Source organism: Enterobacter sp. 940_PEND, from assembly GCF_001059415.1.
In the GTDB taxonomy this organism is placed as follows: Bacteria; Pseudomonadota; Gammaproteobacteria; order Enterobacterales; family Enterobacteriaceae; genus Enterobacter; species Enterobacter cloacae_M.
Map to the genome: position 1 here is coordinate 20,733 of NZ_JUMS01000132.1, position 16,782 is coordinate 37,514.

General features: G+C 57.5%; 16 protein-coding genes and 1 riboswitch. Of the genes, 6 read left to right on the plus strand and 10 right to left on the minus strand.

The window, feature by feature from the left end; genetic code table 11:
• Positions 1-3: 3 nt before the first annotated feature.
• Genes ADJ24_RS19265 through ADJ24_RS19275 form a run of 3 tightly spaced genes read right to left on the minus strand, consistent with a single transcriptional unit; the run spans position 4 to position 2,833 of the window.
• Positions 4-1,044, minus strand: coding sequence for a FecCD family ABC transporter permease (locus ADJ24_RS19265; protein ID WP_023309197.1), 1,041 nt, complete (start codon positions 1,042-1,044; stop codon positions 4-6).
• Positions 1,041-2,024 (minus strand): FecCD family ABC transporter permease, encoded by a 984-nt coding sequence (locus ADJ24_RS19270; RefSeq protein ID WP_023309198.1) that lies wholly within the window; start codon positions 2,022-2,024, stop codon positions 1,041-1,043. The genes ADJ24_RS19265 and ADJ24_RS19270 overlap by 4 nt, the downstream gene beginning before the upstream one ends.
• Positions 2,021-2,833 carry an ABC transporter ATP-binding protein gene (locus ADJ24_RS19275; RefSeq protein WP_023309199.1) on the minus strand — a complete coding sequence of 271 codons (813 nt, stop codon included), beginning with the start codon at positions 2,831-2,833 and terminating at the stop codon, positions 2,021-2,023. The genes ADJ24_RS19270 and ADJ24_RS19275 overlap by 4 nt, the downstream gene beginning before the upstream one ends.
• 386 nt (positions 2,834-3,219) lie before the next feature.
• On the opposite strand from ADJ24_RS19275, the gene ADJ24_RS19280 reads away from it, so the two are divergent.
• A complete protein-coding gene (locus tag ADJ24_RS19280) occupies positions 3,220-5,361 on the plus strand; it encodes a TonB-dependent siderophore receptor (protein WP_023309200.1) in 2,142 nt (713 codons plus the stop codon).
• Between the two features lie 83 nt (positions 5,362-5,444).
• Here ADJ24_RS19280 and parE read toward each other — a convergent pair whose 3' ends face one another.
• Genes parE through nudF form a run of 5 tightly spaced genes read right to left on the minus strand, consistent with a single transcriptional unit; the run spans position 5,445 to position 9,853 of the window.
• Positions 5,445-7,337 carry a DNA topoisomerase IV subunit B gene (gene parE, locus ADJ24_RS19285; RefSeq protein ID WP_023309201.1) on the minus strand — a complete coding sequence of 631 codons (1,893 nt, stop codon included), beginning with the start codon at positions 7,335-7,337 and terminating at the stop codon, positions 5,445-5,447.
• A 28-nt stretch (positions 7,338-7,365) separates the two neighbouring features.
• Positions 7,366-7,947 carry an esterase YqiA gene (yqiA, locus tag ADJ24_RS19290; RefSeq protein ID WP_008502976.1) on the minus strand — a complete coding sequence of 194 codons (582 nt, stop codon included), beginning with the start codon at positions 7,945-7,947 and terminating at the stop codon, positions 7,366-7,368.
• Positions 7,947-8,774: a 3',5'-cyclic-AMP phosphodiesterase gene (cpdA, locus tag ADJ24_RS19295; RefSeq protein WP_023309202.1), complete on the minus strand. Its 828-nt coding sequence runs from the start codon at positions 8,772-8,774 to the stop codon at positions 7,947-7,949. Before cpdA ends, yqiA begins: the two co-directional genes overlap by 1 nt.
• A gap of 27 nt (positions 8,775-8,801) precedes the next feature.
• The gene (locus ADJ24_RS19300; protein WP_003862516.1) at positions 8,802-9,224 is read right to left on the minus strand and encodes a DUF1249 family protein; all 423 of its coding nucleotides are present in this window, start codon (positions 9,222-9,224) and stop codon (positions 8,802-8,804) included.
• Positions 9,221-9,853 (minus strand): ADP-ribose diphosphatase, encoded by a 633-nt coding sequence (gene nudF, locus ADJ24_RS19305; protein ID WP_008502974.1) that lies wholly within the window; start codon positions 9,851-9,853, stop codon positions 9,221-9,223. Before nudF ends, ADJ24_RS19300 begins: the two co-directional genes overlap by 4 nt.
• Before the next feature lie 204 nt (positions 9,854-10,057).
• On the opposite strand from nudF, the gene tolC reads away from it, so the two are divergent.
• The 3 genes from tolC to ADJ24_RS19320 all read left to right on the plus strand — a co-directional run bounded on the left by tolC (position 10,058) and on the right by ADJ24_RS19320 (position 13,557).
• A complete protein-coding gene (gene tolC, locus ADJ24_RS19310; RefSeq protein WP_023309203.1) occupies positions 10,058-11,536 on the plus strand; it encodes an outer membrane channel protein TolC in 1,479 nt (492 codons plus the stop codon).
• 189 nt (positions 11,537-11,725) lie between these two features.
• Positions 11,726-12,394 carry a DUF1190 family protein gene (locus ADJ24_RS19315; RefSeq protein WP_023309204.1) on the plus strand — a complete coding sequence of 223 codons (669 nt, stop codon included), beginning with the start codon at positions 11,726-11,728 and terminating at the stop codon, positions 12,392-12,394.
• A 2-nt stretch (positions 12,395-12,396) separates the two neighbouring features.
• On the plus strand, positions 12,397-13,557 hold the full coding sequence (locus ADJ24_RS19320; RefSeq protein ID WP_023309205.1) for a glutathionylspermidine synthase family protein: 1,161 nt from the start codon (positions 12,397-12,399) through the stop codon (positions 13,555-13,557).
• A gap of 92 nt (positions 13,558-13,649) precedes the next feature.
• Here the strand turns inward: ADJ24_RS19320 and ygiD are convergent, their stop codons facing one another.
• Positions 13,650-14,438, minus strand: coding sequence for a 4,5-DOPA dioxygenase extradiol (gene ygiD, locus ADJ24_RS19325; RefSeq protein WP_023309206.1), 789 nt, complete (start codon positions 14,436-14,438; stop codon positions 13,650-13,652).
• A gap of 196 nt (positions 14,439-14,634) precedes the next feature.
• Between ygiD and zupT the strand changes: the two genes are divergently transcribed.
• A complete protein-coding gene (gene zupT, locus ADJ24_RS19330) occupies positions 14,635-15,408 on the plus strand; it encodes a zinc transporter ZupT (protein WP_023309207.1) in 774 nt (257 codons plus the stop codon).
• Positions 15,409-15,440: 32 nt separating this feature from the next.
• On the opposite strand, the gene ribB is transcribed toward zupT, so the two are convergent.
• On the minus strand, positions 15,441-16,094 hold the full coding sequence (ribB, locus tag ADJ24_RS19335) for a 3,4-dihydroxy-2-butanone-4-phosphate synthase (RefSeq protein WP_023309208.1): 654 nt from the start codon (positions 16,092-16,094) through the stop codon (positions 15,441-15,443).
• 106 nt (positions 16,095-16,200) lie between these two features.
• A riboswitch (FMN riboswitch) is annotated at positions 16,201-16,351 on the minus strand.
• 119 nt (positions 16,352-16,470) lie between these two features.
• Between ribB and ubiK the strand changes: the two genes are divergently transcribed.
• Positions 16,471-16,767 carry a ubiquinone biosynthesis accessory factor UbiK gene (gene ubiK / locus ADJ24_RS19340; RefSeq protein ID WP_020689465.1) on the plus strand — a complete coding sequence of 99 codons (297 nt, stop codon included), beginning with the start codon at positions 16,471-16,473 and terminating at the stop codon, positions 16,765-16,767.
• The last annotated feature ends 15 nt before the right edge of the window (positions 16,768-16,782 follow it).

Below are 16,782 nucleotides of genomic sequence, written 5' to 3' on the forward strand. Positions count from 1 at the left end.
CTCCTAAAATCTGTCCCGACGCTGCCAGAGCAGCAGCAGGAAAAACGGTCCGCCAATCAATGAAATCACAATTCCCGCCGGCAGCTGCAGCGGGAGAAACGCCAGACGTCCGACGTTATCCGCCAGCAGCACCAGCAGCGAGCCCAGCACGGCGCTTCCAGTCAGGAGCGCGGTTTGCCCACCGCGCAGCAGCAGACGCGCCATATGCGGGGCAATCAGCCCCACGAAACCAATACCGCCCACGCACGAGACGCAGGCCGCCGTCAGCACCACCGGGGCGAGAACCCGCAGCAGCGCCAGCCGGATTATGCGCACGCCAAGGCCCGCTGCGGCCTGATTGCCGAGCAACGCCACGTCCGCAGCCCGTGCGGTAAAAAGCAGCAGCGCAAACGCGGGGGCAGCCCAGAGCGCGGCTAACCCCACCAGCGTCCAGTTTGCCGCATGCAGGCTTCCCGCCAGCCACAGCATCGCCGTCTGCACGTCCCGCACGTCGGCGGTGGTGATAAAGACGCCCATTGCGGCGGCAAACGCCCACGACACGCCGATGCCGATCAGGATGAACCGCGGGCGCGAGATATCGCGCGCCAGGGCGATAACCAGCAGCGCGGTAAGCAGTCCACCAGCCATGCCGACCAGAGGACGCCAGGCCAGGCCCAGCGCCGGGAACTGAAAAATCAGCAGCAGTACCGCCGCGCTACAGCCCTCCTTCACGCCGATAAGCCCGGGATCGGCCAGACCATTGCGGGTGATGGACTGCATTGCCGCCCCTGCCATGCCGAGCATCGCGCCGCACAGCACCGCCATCAGCAGGCGAGGCAGGCGGATATCCATCACGATGTAGCGCGTCTCCGCCGTCAGACTCTCAGGAGAAAACAGCGCGCGCCCGATGGCGGAGGTGGGAACAGGAAGAGATCCGTGCGTCAGGCCAAAGCCCAGCAGGCTTAACGCCACCAGCGCTAAAAGCGTCAGGCACGCCAGCGCCCGTGGGCGAACCAGCGCCGATACACGGCCAATACGGATCGCGCGGAATCCGGCCCGGTTCATTTGAACATCCTCGACGCCATAAAGATGAATACGGGTGCGCCGACCAGGGCCGTCATGATGCCGGTTGCCAGCTCCCAGGGCGTAAACAGCGTGCGGGCGGCGATATCCGCCAGCAGCAGAACCAGCGCGCCGCACAGGGCTGACAGCGGCACCATCACGCGTAAATCGACCGACACCAGACGGCGAATGAGCTGCGGCACGACCAGGCCGATAAAGCCAATCGGCCCGGCAATTGAGACGGCCGCGCCGCAGAGCAGCGCGATGGCCAGCAGGGCGAGCAGGCGGGTTTTCAGCAGCGACACGCCAAGCCCCTGCGCCATTCGGTCTCCCAGCGCAAGCATGTTGAGCGAGGGCGACAGACCGATGGCGAGAACAAAACCGGCTGCTGCGGCCCAAAGGGCGCTCCGGAGCGTCTGCACGTTGATCCCGGCCAGGTCCCCTGCCAGCCAGGTGCGCATGGCGAGCAGCGTCTGTTCATCGAGAATTAACACCGCGGCGGTAATCGACGAGGCAAACGCCGACATCGCCACGCCGCACAGCGTGACCTTCATCGGCGTAAGCCCGGTGCGACCGGACGAGGAGAACATCAGAACCAGCAAAAACAGCGCGGCGGCACCGGCGGCGGCAACGAGCGGGCGACCAAACGGCAGCGACAGCCCAAGCGCGCTGGTAATCACTACCGCCAGCGCGGCCCCGGCGTTGAGCCCCAGAATATGCGGCTCGCCGAGCGGGTTGCGGATCACGGACTGCAGCAGCACGCCCGCCACGCCGAGCGCGGCGCCCGTCACCATCGCGGCGCAGAGGCGCAGCAGTCTTAATTTGATAATGACGTTATGGTCGAAATTGCGCGGATCGAAATGGAAGAATGCCTCCACCACCGTCTGCGGGGCGATGAAGCGTGCGCCGATGCCCAGGTGCAGAATAGCGCCCAGCGCCAGCAGCAGTGCGGAGATCGGGAAGGCCAGAGAGGAGCGTATCATGGCTGAACGGTGCTCTGGCGAAACGGCATAAAGAACGGCTTACCGGTCAACGTGTTTATGGACATATGCACGTCGACATCAAACACCGCTTTGATCAGCTCCGGCGTGCAGGCATCGCCCTCATGCAATACGCCTTCAACTTTCCCCTGGCGTAAAAAGACCAGCGAATCGCCGTAATTTACGGCGAAGTTGAGATCGTGCAGCACCACCACGACGGTACGTCCGTGCTGGCGGGTCAGGGTGTGCAGCAGTTCCAGGATCTCCACCTGATAGCGAAGATCGAGAAACGTCGTGGGCTCGTCAAGCAGGATATACGGCGTTTGCTGCGCCAGCGCCATGGCGATCCAGCAGCGCTGACGCTGGCCGCCGGATAAGCTTTCCACCGGCATATGGGCAAACTCCGCCGTTCCGGTCAGACGCAGGGCCTCTTCCACCGCCAGTTCGTCCTCGTCGCTCCACTGGCGCATAAAGTTCTGCCAGGGAAAACGCCCGCGCGAGACCAGCTCAAAGACGGTTAACCCTTCCGGCAGCAGCGGAGACTGCGGCAGGATACCCAGCTCGCGGGCGACGGCTTTGGTCGGCTGCTCGTGGATCGCCTTGCCGTCGAGAACTGCCGCGCCGCCAAGCGGCTGAAGCAAACGCGCAATGGTGCTCAGCAGCGTGGATTTTCCGCAGCCGTTCGCCCCTACCAGCACCGTCATTTTCTGCTGTGGGATCGCAAGGGAGATATCATCAACGATGATTTTTTTCTGATAGCCCGCAGAGAGGTTCTCCAGAACCAGTCCCGGTTTTTTTGTGTTGTGAGCCACGTGAATGCCAACGTAATAAAAAAGCGCAACAAATATAAATAAAAATCATTCTCTTTTGAGAGTTTGACGCTGCGCCATGTAGTAGTCAAGAGAAGAAACACCCTGATAAAACCAGGGATAAGTCTAAGGAGGAATGAACAAGAAAGGACTTTCAAAAGCATTTAATTCAATAAGTTAATAATTATCCCGCTGCGCTTATACGCCCGGATAAACGTTGTAGCCGATTTTTGCTTTTTTCCATTTACTACTACATTCGCGCATGATTGAATGATTCTCAATTACATGTCCGATGCCCGCCGTGGCTAACGGACAGACCGTAAAGGGCAATGACTCACACATTTTTCCGCGAAACGTCATTCGCGGGATATTTCGGGATAACAGATGTAATGGCTACGTTCACACCTTCACTCTCTGGGGTAAAAGGGCGCGCGCTCTTTTCACTGCTGTTCATGGCGCCGCTGGTGCAGGCAGCAGATAACACCGCGACTAAAGACGGCGAAACGCTTACCGTCACCGCCGATCCAAATACGACGGCGGAGGCCACGAATGGCTATCAGCCGTTGAATACCTCCACCGCGACGTTAACCAACATGCCGATGCTGGACATCCCGCAGGTGGTCAATACCGTCAGCGACAAAGTGCTGGAGGATCAGCATGCCACCACGCTGGATGAAGCGCTCTATAACGTCAGCAACGTGGTGCAGACCAACACCCTGGGCGGTACGCAGGATGCCTTCGTGCGCCGCGGATTTGGCGCGAACCGCGACGGCTCGATCATGACCAACGGCCTGCGCACCGTGCTGCCGCGCAGCTTTAATGCCGCAACCGAGCGCGTGGAGGTGCTGAAAGGCCCGGCCTCGACCCTATACGGTATTCTCGACCCCGGCGGCCTAATCAACGTCGTCACCAAACGCCCGGAGAAGACCTTCGGCGGCTCACTTTCCGCTACCTCGTCCAGCTTTGGCGGCGGCACCGGACAGGTTGATGTTACCGGCCCGATTGACGGCACGCGTCTGGCGTATCGCCTGACGGGCGAATATCAGGACGAGGATTACTGGCGTAATTTCGGCAACGAACGCAGCACCTTTATCGCCCCGTCGCTGACCTGGTTCGGCGACGATGCCACTGTGACCGTGCTCTATTCGCATCGCGACTATAAAACGCCGTTCGATCGCGGAACGATCTTCGATCTCAACACTAAAAAAGCCGTCGACGTCGATCGTAAAACCCGCTTCGACGAACCGTTTAACGTGACCGACGGCCAGTCCGATCTCGCTCAGCTCAACGCGGAGTATCGCCTCAACAGCCAGTGGACCGCGAAGTTCGACTACAGCTACAGCCAGGATAAATACAGCGATAACCAGGCCCGCGTGATGGCCTACGATTCAAAAACCGGCAACCTGACCCGCCGCGTGGATGCGACCCAGGGCTCGACCCAGCGTATGCACACGACGCGCGCGGATCTACAGGGAAACGTGGACATCGCGGGCTTTTACAATGAGATCCTGACCGGCGTGTCGTATGAGAATTACGATCTGCTGCGTACGGACATGATCCGCTGTAAGAACGTTAAGGATTTCAATATTTACAACCCGAGCTACGGCAGCCTCGGCAAGTGCACCACCGTCTCGGCATCCGACAGCGATCAAACCATCAAGCAGGAGAGCTACTCCGCCTACGCGCAGGACGCGCTGTACCTGACCGATAAGTGGATCGCCGTCGCCGGAATGCGCTATCAGTATTACACCCAGTATGCGGGGAAAGGCCGTCCGTTTAACGTGAACACCGACAGCCGCGACGACCAGTGGACGCCGAAGCTGGGTCTTGTTTATAAGCTCACCCCAGCGGTCTCGCTGTTTGCCAACTATTCCCAGACGTTTATGCCGCAGTCGTCCATTGCGAGCTACATCGGCGACCTGCCGCCGGAAACGTCTAACGCGTATGAAATCGGCGCTAAGTTTGACCTGTTCGACGGCATTACCGCCAATATCGCGCTGTTTGATATCCACAAGCGCAACGTGCTGTACACCGAAAGCATTGGTGATGAAACCGTCGCCAAAACCGCGGGCCGCGTGCGCTCCCAGGGCGTGGAGGTGGATCTTGCCGGCTCGCTGACCGAGAACACCAACATTATCGCCAGCTACGGCTATACCGACGCGAAGGTGCTGGAAGACCCGGACTATGCGGGCAAACCGCTGCCAAACGTGCCGCGCCATACCGGCTCCCTGTTCCTGACCTACGATATTCACAATGCGTTTGCCGGGAATACCCTGACGCTGGGCGGCGGCGGGCACGGCGTAAGCCGTCGTTCCGCAACCAACGGTGCGGATTATTATCTGCCGGGCTATTTCGTGGCGGATGCGTTTGCAGCATACAAAATGAAGCTACAGTATCCGGTGACGCTGCAGGTGAACGTGAAAAATCTGTTTGATAAGACCTACTACACGTCGTCCATTGCGACCAACAACCTGGGCAACCAGATTGGCGATCCGCGCGAAGTGCAGTTGACGGTGAAGATGGAGTTTTGACGTAAAAAAGCCCGGTGGCGCTAACGCTTACCGGGCCTACGATCCATTCCCTCTCCCTGTGGGAGAGGGTTAGGGTGAGGGCATCAGGCCTCAATATCCGCCATATCGCCTTTCTCCTGCAGCCAGTTGCGTCGGTCTTCCGAACGTTTCTTGGCAAGGAGCATATCCATCATGGCGTTGGTTTGCTGTTCGTCTTCGTCGCTGATCGTCAGCTGCACCAGACGGCGCGTGTTCGGATCCAGCGTCGTTTCGCGAAGCTGCATCGGGTTCATCTCGCCCAGCCCTTTAAAGCGCTGCACGTTCGGTTTGCCCTTCTTGCGCTTCAGCTGTTCCAGCACGCCCGCTTTCTCTTCTTCCGTCAGCGCGTAGTAAACCTCTTTGCCAAGGTCGATACGGTACAGCGGCGGCAGCGCCACGTGGACGTGACCGTTTTTCACCAGCGTTTTGAAATGCTTCACGAACAGCGCGCACAGCAGCGTGGCGATGTGCAGACCATCGGAGTCCGCATCCGCGAGGATACAGATCTTGCCGTAGCGCAGCTGGCTCAGATCGTCGCTGTCCGGATCGATGCCGATCGCTACCGAGATATCGTGCACTTCCTGCGAGGCCAGCACTTCATCAGATGAGACCTCCCAGGTATTCAGGATCTTACCCTTGAGCGGCATGATCGCCTGATATTCACGATCGCGCGCCTGCTTGGCCGATCCGCCCGCCGAGTCCCCTTCCACGAGGAACAGCTCGGTACGGTTGATATCCTGCGCGGTACAGTCCGCAAGCTTGCCCGGCAGCGCAGGGCCGCTGGTCAGCTTTTTACGCACCACTTTCTTCGCGGCACGCAGACGACGCTGGGCGCTGGAAATCGCCATTTCGGCCAGCATCTCTGCCGCCTGCACGTTCTGGTTCAGCCACAGGGTAAACGCATCTTTCACCACGCCGGAGACGAATGCCGCGCACTGACGTGACGACAGGCGCTCTTTGGTCTGGCCGGCAAACTGCGGATCCTGCATCTTCACGGAGAGCACGTAGGCGCAGCGATCCCAGATATCTTCCGCCGACAGCTTCACGCCGCGTGGCAGAATATTGCGGTATTCGCAGAACTCACGCATCGCGTCCAGCAACCCCTGACGCAGGCCGTTGACGTGGGTACCGCCGAGCATGGTCGGGATCAGGTTAACGTAGCTTTCCGTCAGCAGCTCGCCGCCTTCCGGCAGCCACAGCAGCGCCCAGTCCACGGCTTCGGTATCGCCGCTAAAGTTACCGACAAACGGTTTTTCCGGCAGCGTTGGCAGGCCGTTTACCGCTTCGCACAGGTAGTCGTTCAGACCGTCGGCGTAGCACCAGGTTTGTGCGGTATTGTTAACGTGATCGGTAAAGGTGATTTCCACGCCCGGACACAGCACCGCTTTGGCTTTCAGCAGGTGCGTCAGGCGAGAAACGGAAAAGCGCGGGCTGTCGAAGAAGCTTTCGTCAGGCCAGAAGTGGACGCTGGTGCCGGTATTGCGTTTGCCGCACGTGCCGACAACCTGCAGATCCTGCACCTTATCGCCATTTTCAAACGCGATGTTATAGACCTGACCGTCGCGACGAACGTTCACTTCCACGCGTTTGGACAAGGCGTTCACGACGGAAATGCCCACGCCGTGCAGACCACCGGAGAACTGGTAGTTCTTGTTGGAGAACTTACCGCCCGCGTGCAGACGACAGAGGATCAGCTCAACGGCAGGCACGCCCTCTTCCGGGTGGATATCCACCGGCATGCCGCGCCCGTCGTCGATGACTTCCAGCGACTGATCGGCGTGCAGGATAACGTCGACGCGTTTGGCATGGCCCGCCAGCGCTTCGTCCACACTGTTATCAATAACTTCCTGGCCCAGATGGTTTGGGCGCGTCGTATCGGTGTACATCCCCGGGCGGCGGCGAACCGGCTCAAGCCCGGTGAGGACCTCAATGGCATCAGCGTTATAGGTTTGCGTCATGATTTAAACTAGCAATTCGCATTGATTGTCAGTGGCTGTGCAGTCCAAGAAAATCGACAATCTGGGTGAAATGATTCTCAAAGCCCGTGAAAGCATGGTTTCCGCCCTCTTCTATAGTCTGGCGGCAGGAGGCGTAATACGCCACTGCCTGGCGGTAATCCAGCACTTCATCACCCGTCTGTTGCAGCAGCCAGATGAGATCCGGCGCCTCAAGCGGGTCGACCTGCATAACTTTGAGATCGTAAATATGGCGTGACTCTAGCACATATTGCTGGCCGGTGTAGGGGTTCTCGTTTTCGCCAAGAAAGTCCCTCAGCAGCTCAAATGGCCGAACCGCCGGATTAACCACAACGGCGGGCAGCATGAAGCATTGTGAGAGCCAGGTAGCGTAGTACCCGCCCAGGGATGAACCGACCACACCGAAGGTTTCGCCGCCGTGCGCAAGCACAATAGATTCCAGCATCTCCGCGGCCTCTGCCGGGTAAGGCGGCAGCTGCGGGATAATCATCTCAACGTCGGGGTGATGCTCGCTCAGCCACTGGCGAAACTGTGTCGCTTTTGCGGAGCGCGGCGAGCTGTTGAATCCGTGCAGATAAAGGAGCGTAGACATCAATAGCCTTCTGAAGCGGTATCCGGGCGGAATTTTGCACCGGTCAAACGGCAGACTTCCGTGGTCAGCGAGCCGTCGGCATGCAGTTCCAGCCAGCGCCAGCCTGGCGCGATGGTATCCAGCGTAAAGTTGGCGCAGTGCGGCTTAAACTGAACGCAGGTCGATGGCGTCGCCAGCATGCGGCGTCCGTTCCAGTCGAGATCCTGTTCCTGGTGAATATGCCCACACAGCAGATTTTTCACCCGCGGGAACTTCGCCAGCACGCGATCCAGCGCTGCGGAGTTGCGCAGGCTGTGCTGATCGAGCCAGCTGCAGCCCGCCGGCAGAGGATGATGATGCAGCAACAGCAGCGTGTGGCGTTCAGGTTCAGCAGCCAGTTTGGTCTCAAGCCAGTCGAGCTGAAACTCGCTTAACTCACCGTGCGGGACGCCAAACACCTGGCTGTCCAGCAGCAGGATCTGCCACTGTTCACCCGCAAAAACACATTTCGCCGGCGAAATGCCCGCATCCTGAAGAGAACTGTACATAGCGGGCTGGAAGTCATGGTTTCCTGGCAGCCAGACGCAAGGCACGCTAAAGCTCGCGATGCCTTCAGCAAAATGCTGGTAGGCCGCGGAGGACTGATCCTGCGCCAGATCGCCCGTTGCGACAATCAGATCGCATGCACGGTTTTCAGCGTGAATGGCGCTAAGCACCGCCTGATAACTCTCCCAGGTGTTAACCCCCAGTAGCGTCTCATGCTTTTCGGCAAAAAGGTGGGTATCGGTGATTTGTAATATCCTGACTGGCGCCCCACCAGCAACAGTCAGGTTCAACAGGCTTTCCAAATGGTGTCCTTAGGTAGGTTTATGACGCTAACAAACCGGAATCGCCATTGCTCCATGTGCTAAACAATATCTTAGCCAGTCGGCTAAAAACTGGTTAATTTGATGCTTTTCGTCGCGTTGATGCAACTTTTTATTCGGGTAATCATACCGCGCCTTGAAGCGAAAGATCTGCTGGCTTGAACACACTTCAGCGACCATCGCGTCGTGATAGAGACGCACCGTCATCGACGGCAGGCTCCAGTAGCTAATGCTGGGTGCCGTTTGCTCAATCTCCACCAGCGTAGTGTAGCGCGTTGATTCTGTTATCGTTAACCGATACTGCGCGTTGCTCACCTGATAGCTTACCGTTTCGCCGGGTGCGTCGTTTCGCGGCAGCAGGCGGCGCAGCTGTGCGAAATTGGTTTCGCACAGGCGCATCATTTCTGGGAAGTCAGGCGTATAGCGCTTCATTTTTTCCACTCGTTTCGTAATGTCTGATAATGCAGCTGTAGCCATTGCAGGGCGATGACAGACGCTGCGTTGTCGATTTTCCCCTCTTCTACCCACTGATAAGCCTGTTCCCGGCTCACCACATGAACCCGAATATCTTCGTTTTCATCTGCCAGACCGTGGATCCCTTCCGCCGTCGTGGCGTCCACTTCGCCCACCATAATGGACAAGCGCTCGCTGGTACCGCCCGGGCTTGCCAGATAGCTCAGCACCGGCTTGGTGCGACCCACCACCAGTCCGGCCTCTTCCAGCGCCTCGCGCCGGGCGACGTCTTCAACCGTTTCGCCTTCTTCGATCATCCCGGCCACCATCTCCAGCAGCCACGGGCTCTCACTGACGTCATAAGCGGCGATGCGGATCTGCTCCACCAGCACAACTTCGTCACGCACTGGGTCAAAGGGTAGCAAGACTGCCGCATGCCCGCGCTCAAAAATTTCGCGTCTGATTTCGCCGCTCATTTCCCCGTTAAACAGGCGATGCCTGAAACGGTAAAGATCCATTGAAAAAAAACCGCTATAAAGCGTTTCTCGTGCAATAATTTCTACATCGTTTTTGGCGAATGTCACGGGCAACTTTTCTGGTTTTTGCATGAGTCGAGTCCTGGTAGCAATGGTGATGAAATTGTGAATTTCAAGGCTGTTTGGCTGCCGTTTGTAAGGCTATATGGTAGATTGGTGCAAATTACCGCCAGATGGCACGTTACGCCAACCTTTTGGTATGGAAGATTCTGTTAGAATCGGCAATTATTTTTTAATTAGATCAGCGCTAATACTGCTTCACAACAAGGAATGCAAATGAAGAAATTGCTCCCCATCCTTATCGGCCTGAGCCTGACGGGCTTCAGTGCAATGAGCCAGGCGGAAAACCTGTTACAGGTCTACCAGCAGGCACGTCTGGGCAACCCTGATTTACGTAAATCAGCGGCCGATCGTGATGCTGCGTTTGAAAAGATTAACGAAGCGCGTAGCCCCTTGCTGCCACAGTTAGGTTTAGGTGCAGATTATACCTACAGCAACGGTTTCCGCGACGCTAACGGCGTAAACTCCAATGCTACCAGCGCCTCACTGCAATTGACACAGACGCTGTTTGATATGTCCAAATGGCGCGCCCTGACCCTGCAGGAAAAGAGTGCGGGTATTCAGGATGTGACCTATCAGACCGACCAGCAGACGCTGATCCTGAACACTGCCACGGCGTACTTCAACGTGCTGAGCGCGATTGACGCACTCTCCTACACCGAAGCGCAGAAACAGGCGATTTACCGCCAGTTAGATCAAACCACCCAGCGTTTCAACGTGGGCCTGGTGGCGATCACCGACGTGCAGAACGCCCGTTCACAGTACGATACCGTGCTGGCTAACGAAGTGACCGCGCGTAACAACCTCGACAACGCGCTGGAATCCCTGCGTCAGGTCACCGGGAATTACTATCCTGAGCTGGCGTCGCTGAACGTGGACAGCTTCAAAACGGATAAACCGCAGGCCGTTAACGCCCTGCTGAAAGAGGCGGAAAACCGCAACCTGAGTTTGCTGCAGGCGCGTCTGAGCCAGGACCTGGCCCGCGAGCAAATTCGTCAGGCGCAGGACGGCCATCTGCCAACCCTGAGCCTGAGCGCGTCTACCGGTGTCTCTGATACGACCTACAGCGGCTCTAAAACCAATACGTCCCAGTATGACGACAGCAATATGGGTCAGAACAAAGTAGGTCTGAGCTTCTCCCTGCCGCTGTACCAGGGCGGCCAGGTCAACTCTCAGGTGAAACAGGCACAGTACAACTTTGTTGGTGCGAGCGAGCAGCTGGAAAGCGCCCACCGCAACGTGGTGCAGACCGTACGTTCCTCCTTTAACAACGTGAACGCCTCGATCAGCAGCATCAACGCCTATAAACAGGCCGTTGTGTCTGCACAGAGCTCTCTGGATGCGATGGAAGCGGGCTACTCGGTCGGTACACGTACTATCGTGGACGTGCTCGACGCGACCACCACGCTGTACAACGCGAAACAGCAGCTCTCAAGCGCGCGTTACCAGTACCTGATTAACCAGCTGAACATCAAACAGGCTTTGGGTACGCTGAACGAGCAAGATCTGCAGATGCTGAACAGCGCGCTGGGCAAACCGGTCTCCACCTCTCCGGACAGCGTTGCACCGGAGAACCCGGAGCAGGTTGCCGCGGTTGATAACTTCAACGCTAACAGCAACACCCCAGCGGCACAGCCGGCCGCTGCGCGTACCTCTACATCCGCCAGCAAAGGCAATAATCCGTTCCGTAACTAAGAGTGTCATCAGATCCATTGCGGCCTGATGCCCTCGCCCCGCCCTCTCCCACAGGGAGAGGGCGCATCTGAATCACATCCGAACGTAAGCCAACGTAAAGATTCCCCTGATTCCGCCCCTCTTCGCTTCATTTTCAACCACTCATCCTCTATCCTGAGCGTTATTACCACTGGGTCCTGGAAGACAAAGATGAAACGGACAAAATCTATAAATCACGCTTCGTTCCGTAAGAGCTGGAACGCGCGTCACCTCACCCCTGTTGCGCTGGCGGTCACGGCTGTCTTTATGCTGGCAGGCTGTGAGAAAAATGACGAAACGGTTTCGCTGTATCAAAACGCGGACGACTGCTCTGCCGCCACTGGTAAAGCGGCCGAATGTAAAACGGCCTACACCAGCGCGCTGAAAGAAGCGGAACGTACCGCGCCGAAATATGCCTCACGCGAAGACTGCGTGGCGGAGTTTGGTGAAGGTCAGTGCCAGCAGGCACCGGCTCAGGCCGGCACCGCACCTGAAAATCAGGCTCAGGCGCAGTCCAGCGGCAGCTTCTGGATGCCGCTGATGGCAGGCTACATGATGGGTCGCCTGATGGGCGGCGGTGCGGGCTATCAGCAGCAGCCGCTGTTTAGCTCGAAAAACCCGGCCAGCCCGGCTTACGGTCAATATACCGATGCCAGCGGCAAAGGCTACGGCGCAGCGACCCCCGGCCGCACCGTGACCGTACCGAAAACGGCGATGGCGCCGAAGCCTGCGACGACCAGCACCATCACCCGCGGCGGGTTTGGTGAATCTGTGGCGAAGCAGACCAGCATGCAGCGTAGTGCGACAGGCACCTCCTCTACTCGCTCAATGGGCGGCTGATCATGGAACGAGTCAGTATCACCGAGCGCCCGGACTGGCGCGAAAAAGCCACAGAGTACGGTTTTAACTTCCACACCATGTACGGCGAGCCGTACTGGTGTGAAGACGCCTATTACAAGCTCACGCTGGCCCAGGTGGAAAAACTGGAAGAGGTGACGGCCGAGCTGCACCAGATGTGCCTGAAGGTCGTGGAAAAGGTCATCGACAGCGACGAGCTGATGGCAAAGTTCCGCATTCCGAAGCACACCTGGGGCTTTGTGCGCCAGTCGTGGAAAACGAATCAACCTTCGCTTTACTCTCGCCTGGATCTGGCGTGGGACGGCAAAGGCGAGCCTAAGCTGCTGGAAAACAACGCCGATACGCCAACCTCTCTGTATGAAGCGGCGTTCTTCCAGTGGATCTGGCTGGAAGACCAGGCCAATGCCGGAAACCTGCCGGAAGGCAGCGACCAGTTTAACAGTCTGCAGGAAAAGCTGATTGAGCGTTTTGCCGAGCTGCGCGAACAGCATGGCTTTAACCTGCTCCATCTCGCCTGCTGCCGCGACACGGAAGAAGACCGTGGCACGGTTCAGTATCTGCAGGACTGCGCCGCCGAAGCGGAAGTGGCGACCGAGTTTCTCTATATCGAGGATATCGGCCTGGGTGAAAAGGGTCAGTTTACGGATATGCAGGACCAGGTGATCAGCAACCTGTTCAAGCTATACCCGTGGGAATACATGCTGCGCGAGATGTTTTCCACCAAGCTGGAAGATGCTGGCGTGCGCTGGCTGGAGCCGGCCTGGAAGAGCATCATCTCTAACAAAGCCCTGCTGCCGATGCTCTGGGAGATGTTCCCGAACCACCCGAACCTGCTGCCAGCCTATTTTGCGGAAGATGATTACCCGCAAATGGAGAAATACGTCGTTAAGCCGATCTTCTCCCGCGAAGGCGCAAACGTCTCGATTATCGAAAACGGCAAGACGCTGGAAGCGGTTGAAGGGCCATACGGCGAAGAAGGGATGATCGTCCAGGAGTTCTGGCAACTGCCGAAATTTGGCGACAGCTATACCCTGATTGGCAGCTGGCTCATTAACGATCTGCCGGCCGGGATTGGCATTCGCGAAGATCGCGCGCTGATCACGCAGGATCTGTCACGCTTTTATCCGCACATTTTTGTCGAATAGGCCGCGGCCTGATGCCCTCACCCCGCCCCTCTCCCACAGGGAGAGGGGGCAAACACTAAAAACGGCAACCTGAGGTTGCCGTTTTGCTTTTATTATCCCACCTGCACCGACAGCATACTCAAACTCCCCATCTCGATACCGTCGACCGGGATCGTCACCGGTTCCTGACCATCCCACGCGCCAAGAACGTACAGCAGCGGCAGGAAGTGTTCCGGCGTCGGGTTAGAGAGCGAACCGCCTTCGTGATCCAGATAGTTCACCAGCGGATGCTCCTCAGCCGGGCCTTGCCAGGTCAGGTTCGCTTTGACGTAGTCGTTAAAAGAGGTTGCCCACGGGTACGGCGTGTTCTCACCGTGCCAGCGTGCGGTACGCAGGTTATGCACCACGTTGCCGCTCGCCACCAGCATGATGCCTTCATCACGCAGGGTTGCCAGCTTACGCCCCATCTCCAGATGCCAGGCCGCCGGTTTAGTACTGTCGATGCTCAACTGCACCATCGGGATATCCGCGTCAGGATACATTTTAATCAGCACGCCCCAGGAGCCATGGTCAAAGCCCCAGGCTTCTTTATCCAGCGTCACAGGGACAGGTGCCAGCAACTCTACCAGCTTTTGCGCCAGCGCAGGCGAGCCGGGGGCCGGATAATGCGTGTCGTACAGCGCCTGCGGGAAGCCGCCAAAATCATGAATGGTTTTTGGCGCTTCCATGGCGGTCACGCCTGTCCCACGGGTAAACCAGTGCGCAGACACCACCACGATCGCTTTCGGACGCGGCAACGTCTCGCCCAGATGACGCCAGGCGCGGGTATAGACGTTGTCTTCCAGAACGTTCATTGGGCTACCGTGGCCTAAAAACAGGGCTGGCATACGGGAAGAAGTCATGGTGATATCCTTACAGAAGGTGTCAATTTAATGGTGCTACATTACGCGCAATCCGGCAAAGATGAACGCAGATAAGCGTGAAGATCATCATCAGGAAATTTGAATGTAAGGAATGTGTAAAGCCGGGTTTTAACCCTCGCTTTGCCAGAAATGAATCATTTATATTAATGAGAATCATTATCAAAAGGAGCAATGCATGTCAGTCCCCTTGATCCTGACCATACTGGCGGGCGCCGCGACCTTCATCGGTGCGCTCCTCGGCGTGCTCGGCCAAAAGCCCTCTAACCGCGTACTGGCCTTCTCACTGGGCTTTGCTGCCGGGATCATGCTGCTCATCTCCCTGATGGAGATGCTGCCTGCCGCGCTGGGCACAGAAGGCATGTCTCCGCTGCTTGGCTACGGCATGTTTGTCTTTGGCCTGCTGGGATACTTTGCCCTCGATCGGATACTGCCGCACGCGCATCCGCAGGATTTAATGCAGAAAAACGTGACGCCTATGCCGCGCAATATCAAGCGTACCGCCGTGCTGTTAACGCTTGGCATCAGCCTGCACAACTTCCCGGAAGGGGTCGCTACCTACGTGACGGCCAGCAGTAATCTGGAGATGGGCTTTGGCATCGCGCTGGCGGTCGCCTTACACAATATTCCTGAAGGACTGGCCGTCGCCGGACCCGTGTATGCCGCAACGGGATCGAAACGCACAGCGGTGTTCTGGGCGGGCATTTCCGGGATGGCCGAAATCCTTGGCGGCGTACTGGCCTGGCTGATCCTTGGTAGCCTGGTCTCTCCGGTAGTAATGGCGGCGATTATGGCCGCGGTAGCCGGGATCATGGTTGCGCTTTCGGTGGATGAACTGATGCCGCTGGCGAAGGAGATCGATCCTAACAACAACCCCAGCTATGGCGTGCTGTGCGGAATGTCGGTGATGGGATTAAGTCTGGTTCTGCTGCAGACCGCAGGAATCGGGTAAAAAAACGCCGGGACTTCCCGGCGTTTTTATTTTCAGCTGGCTTTGCGCTCGTGCGCCTGACGATACTCAACCAGATCTTCAATCGTGACCACCGGCATGTTGTGCAGGCGGGCAAAAGTGATGCACTCCGGCGCGCGCGCCATGGTGCCATCATCGTTGGTCAGTTCGCACAGCACGCCAGCAGGTTTGAAGCCAGCCAGCGTCACCAGGTCGATCGTCGCTTCGGTGTGACCACCGCGGGTCAACACGCCGCCCGCCTGTGCACGCAGTGGGAAGACGTGGCCAGGACGGTGCAGATCGGATGGTTTGGCACCATCAGCAATCGCTGCACGTACGGTGGTCAGACGGTCAGCCGCAGACACACCGGTGGTCACGCCATGCGCCGCTTCAATGGTCACGGTAAAACCGGTACCAAAGGCGCTGGTGTTGTTTTCGACCATCATCGGCAGATCGAGCTGCTTACGACGATCTTCATTAATACACAGGCATACGATGCCGCTGCCGTGACGGATGGTCAGCGCCATCTGTTCAACGGTCATGTTTTCGGCGGCGAAAATCATGTCGCCTTCGTTTTCACGGTTTTCATCATCAAGCACCATCACACCGCGGCCTTCGCGCAGTGCATCCAGTGCATGTTCAACACGTTGAGTTGAAGTGCCAAAAGAGGAAAGTAGCGTCTGATTCATGGTAAAAAAACCTCATTAAAATTATGGTTACCAGAATCAGGGCAGTCTTAGGAGCGCCGTATAAGCGGCAAAAAGATAACGTGAGCGGGCCCATGCCCGACTTGATCGTTACTCTCTCCCATCCGGACTCTAACCGTCGGCCCCGGAATTACACCGGATCTGCTGACCTTTGAGTTTTCACCCAAAGCGCTCGCGGGCTTTCAGCGTCACGCTGATTTACCGCCGGTGGGGAATTTCGCCCCGCCCTGAGAATAAGCGAGATAACTATAACGCTATTGATTATCCTGGGCAATGCATAAGCATCAAACAATTTTGTTTACCCCGGGCATGACGCGCTACAATGGACACTAACACTTTTCCATCAAGGGAAACGCCAATGATTGACCCGAAAAAAATTGAGCAGATCGCGCGTCAGGTTCACGAGTCTATGCCAAAAGGCATTCGTGAATTTGGTGATGACGTAGAAAAGAAAATCCGCCAGACGCTGCAGGCGCAGTTGGTTCGCCTTGATTTAGTCAGCCGCGAAGAGTTTGACGTGCAGACCCAGGTCCTGCTGCGCACCCGCGAGAAGCTGGCGCTGCTGGAACAGCGTCTGACCGAGCTGGAAAACCGTAATACGCCGGAAGAAGTGAAGCCGGCACCGGCTATTCCACCAGTGGATGACCAGGAGTAAGTGCTGGTTGTATCG

Excerpts from the sequence above, each read along its gene's own strand:
- ADJ24_RS19265 (WP_023309197.1), bottom strand. The coding sequence starts at position 1,044 with ATGAACCGGGCCGGATTCCGCGCGATCCGTATTGGCCGTGTATCGGCG.
- ADJ24_RS19270 (WP_023309198.1), bottom strand. The coding sequence starts at position 2,024 with ATGATACGCTCCTCTCTGGCCTTCCCGATCTCCGCACTGCTGCTGGCG.
- ADJ24_RS19280 (WP_023309200.1), top strand. The coding sequence starts at position 3,220 with ATGGCTACGTTCACACCTTCACTCTCTGGGGTAAAAGGGCGCGCGCTC.
- parE (WP_023309201.1), bottom strand. The coding sequence starts at position 7,337 with ATGACGCAAACCTATAACGCTGATGCCATTGAGGTCCTCACCGGGCTT.
- yqiA (WP_008502976.1), bottom strand. The coding sequence starts at position 7,947 with ATGTCTACGCTCCTTTATCTGCACGGATTCAACAGCTCGCCGCGCTCC.
- ADJ24_RS19300 (WP_003862516.1), bottom strand. The coding sequence starts at position 9,224 with ATGAAGCGCTATACGCCTGACTTCCCAGAAATGATGCGCCTGTGCGAA.
- nudF (WP_008502974.1), bottom strand. The coding sequence starts at position 9,853 with ATGCAAAAACCAGAAAAGTTGCCCGTGACATTCGCCAAAAACGATGTA.
- tolC (WP_023309203.1), top strand. The coding sequence starts at position 10,058 with ATGAAGAAATTGCTCCCCATCCTTATCGGCCTGAGCCTGACGGGCTTC.
- ADJ24_RS19315 (WP_023309204.1), top strand. The coding sequence starts at position 11,726 with ATGAAACGGACAAAATCTATAAATCACGCTTCGTTCCGTAAGAGCTGG.
- ADJ24_RS19320 (WP_023309205.1), top strand. The coding sequence starts at position 12,397 with ATGGAACGAGTCAGTATCACCGAGCGCCCGGACTGGCGCGAAAAAGCC.
- ygiD (WP_023309206.1), bottom strand. The coding sequence starts at position 14,438 with ATGACTTCTTCCCGTATGCCAGCCCTGTTTTTAGGCCACGGTAGCCCA.
- zupT (WP_023309207.1), top strand. The coding sequence starts at position 14,635 with ATGTCAGTCCCCTTGATCCTGACCATACTGGCGGGCGCCGCGACCTTC.
- ribB (WP_023309208.1), bottom strand. The coding sequence starts at position 16,094 with ATGAATCAGACGCTACTTTCCTCTTTTGGCACTTCAACTCAACGTGTT.
- ubiK (WP_020689465.1), top strand. The coding sequence starts at position 16,471 with ATGATTGACCCGAAAAAAATTGAGCAGATCGCGCGTCAGGTTCACGAG.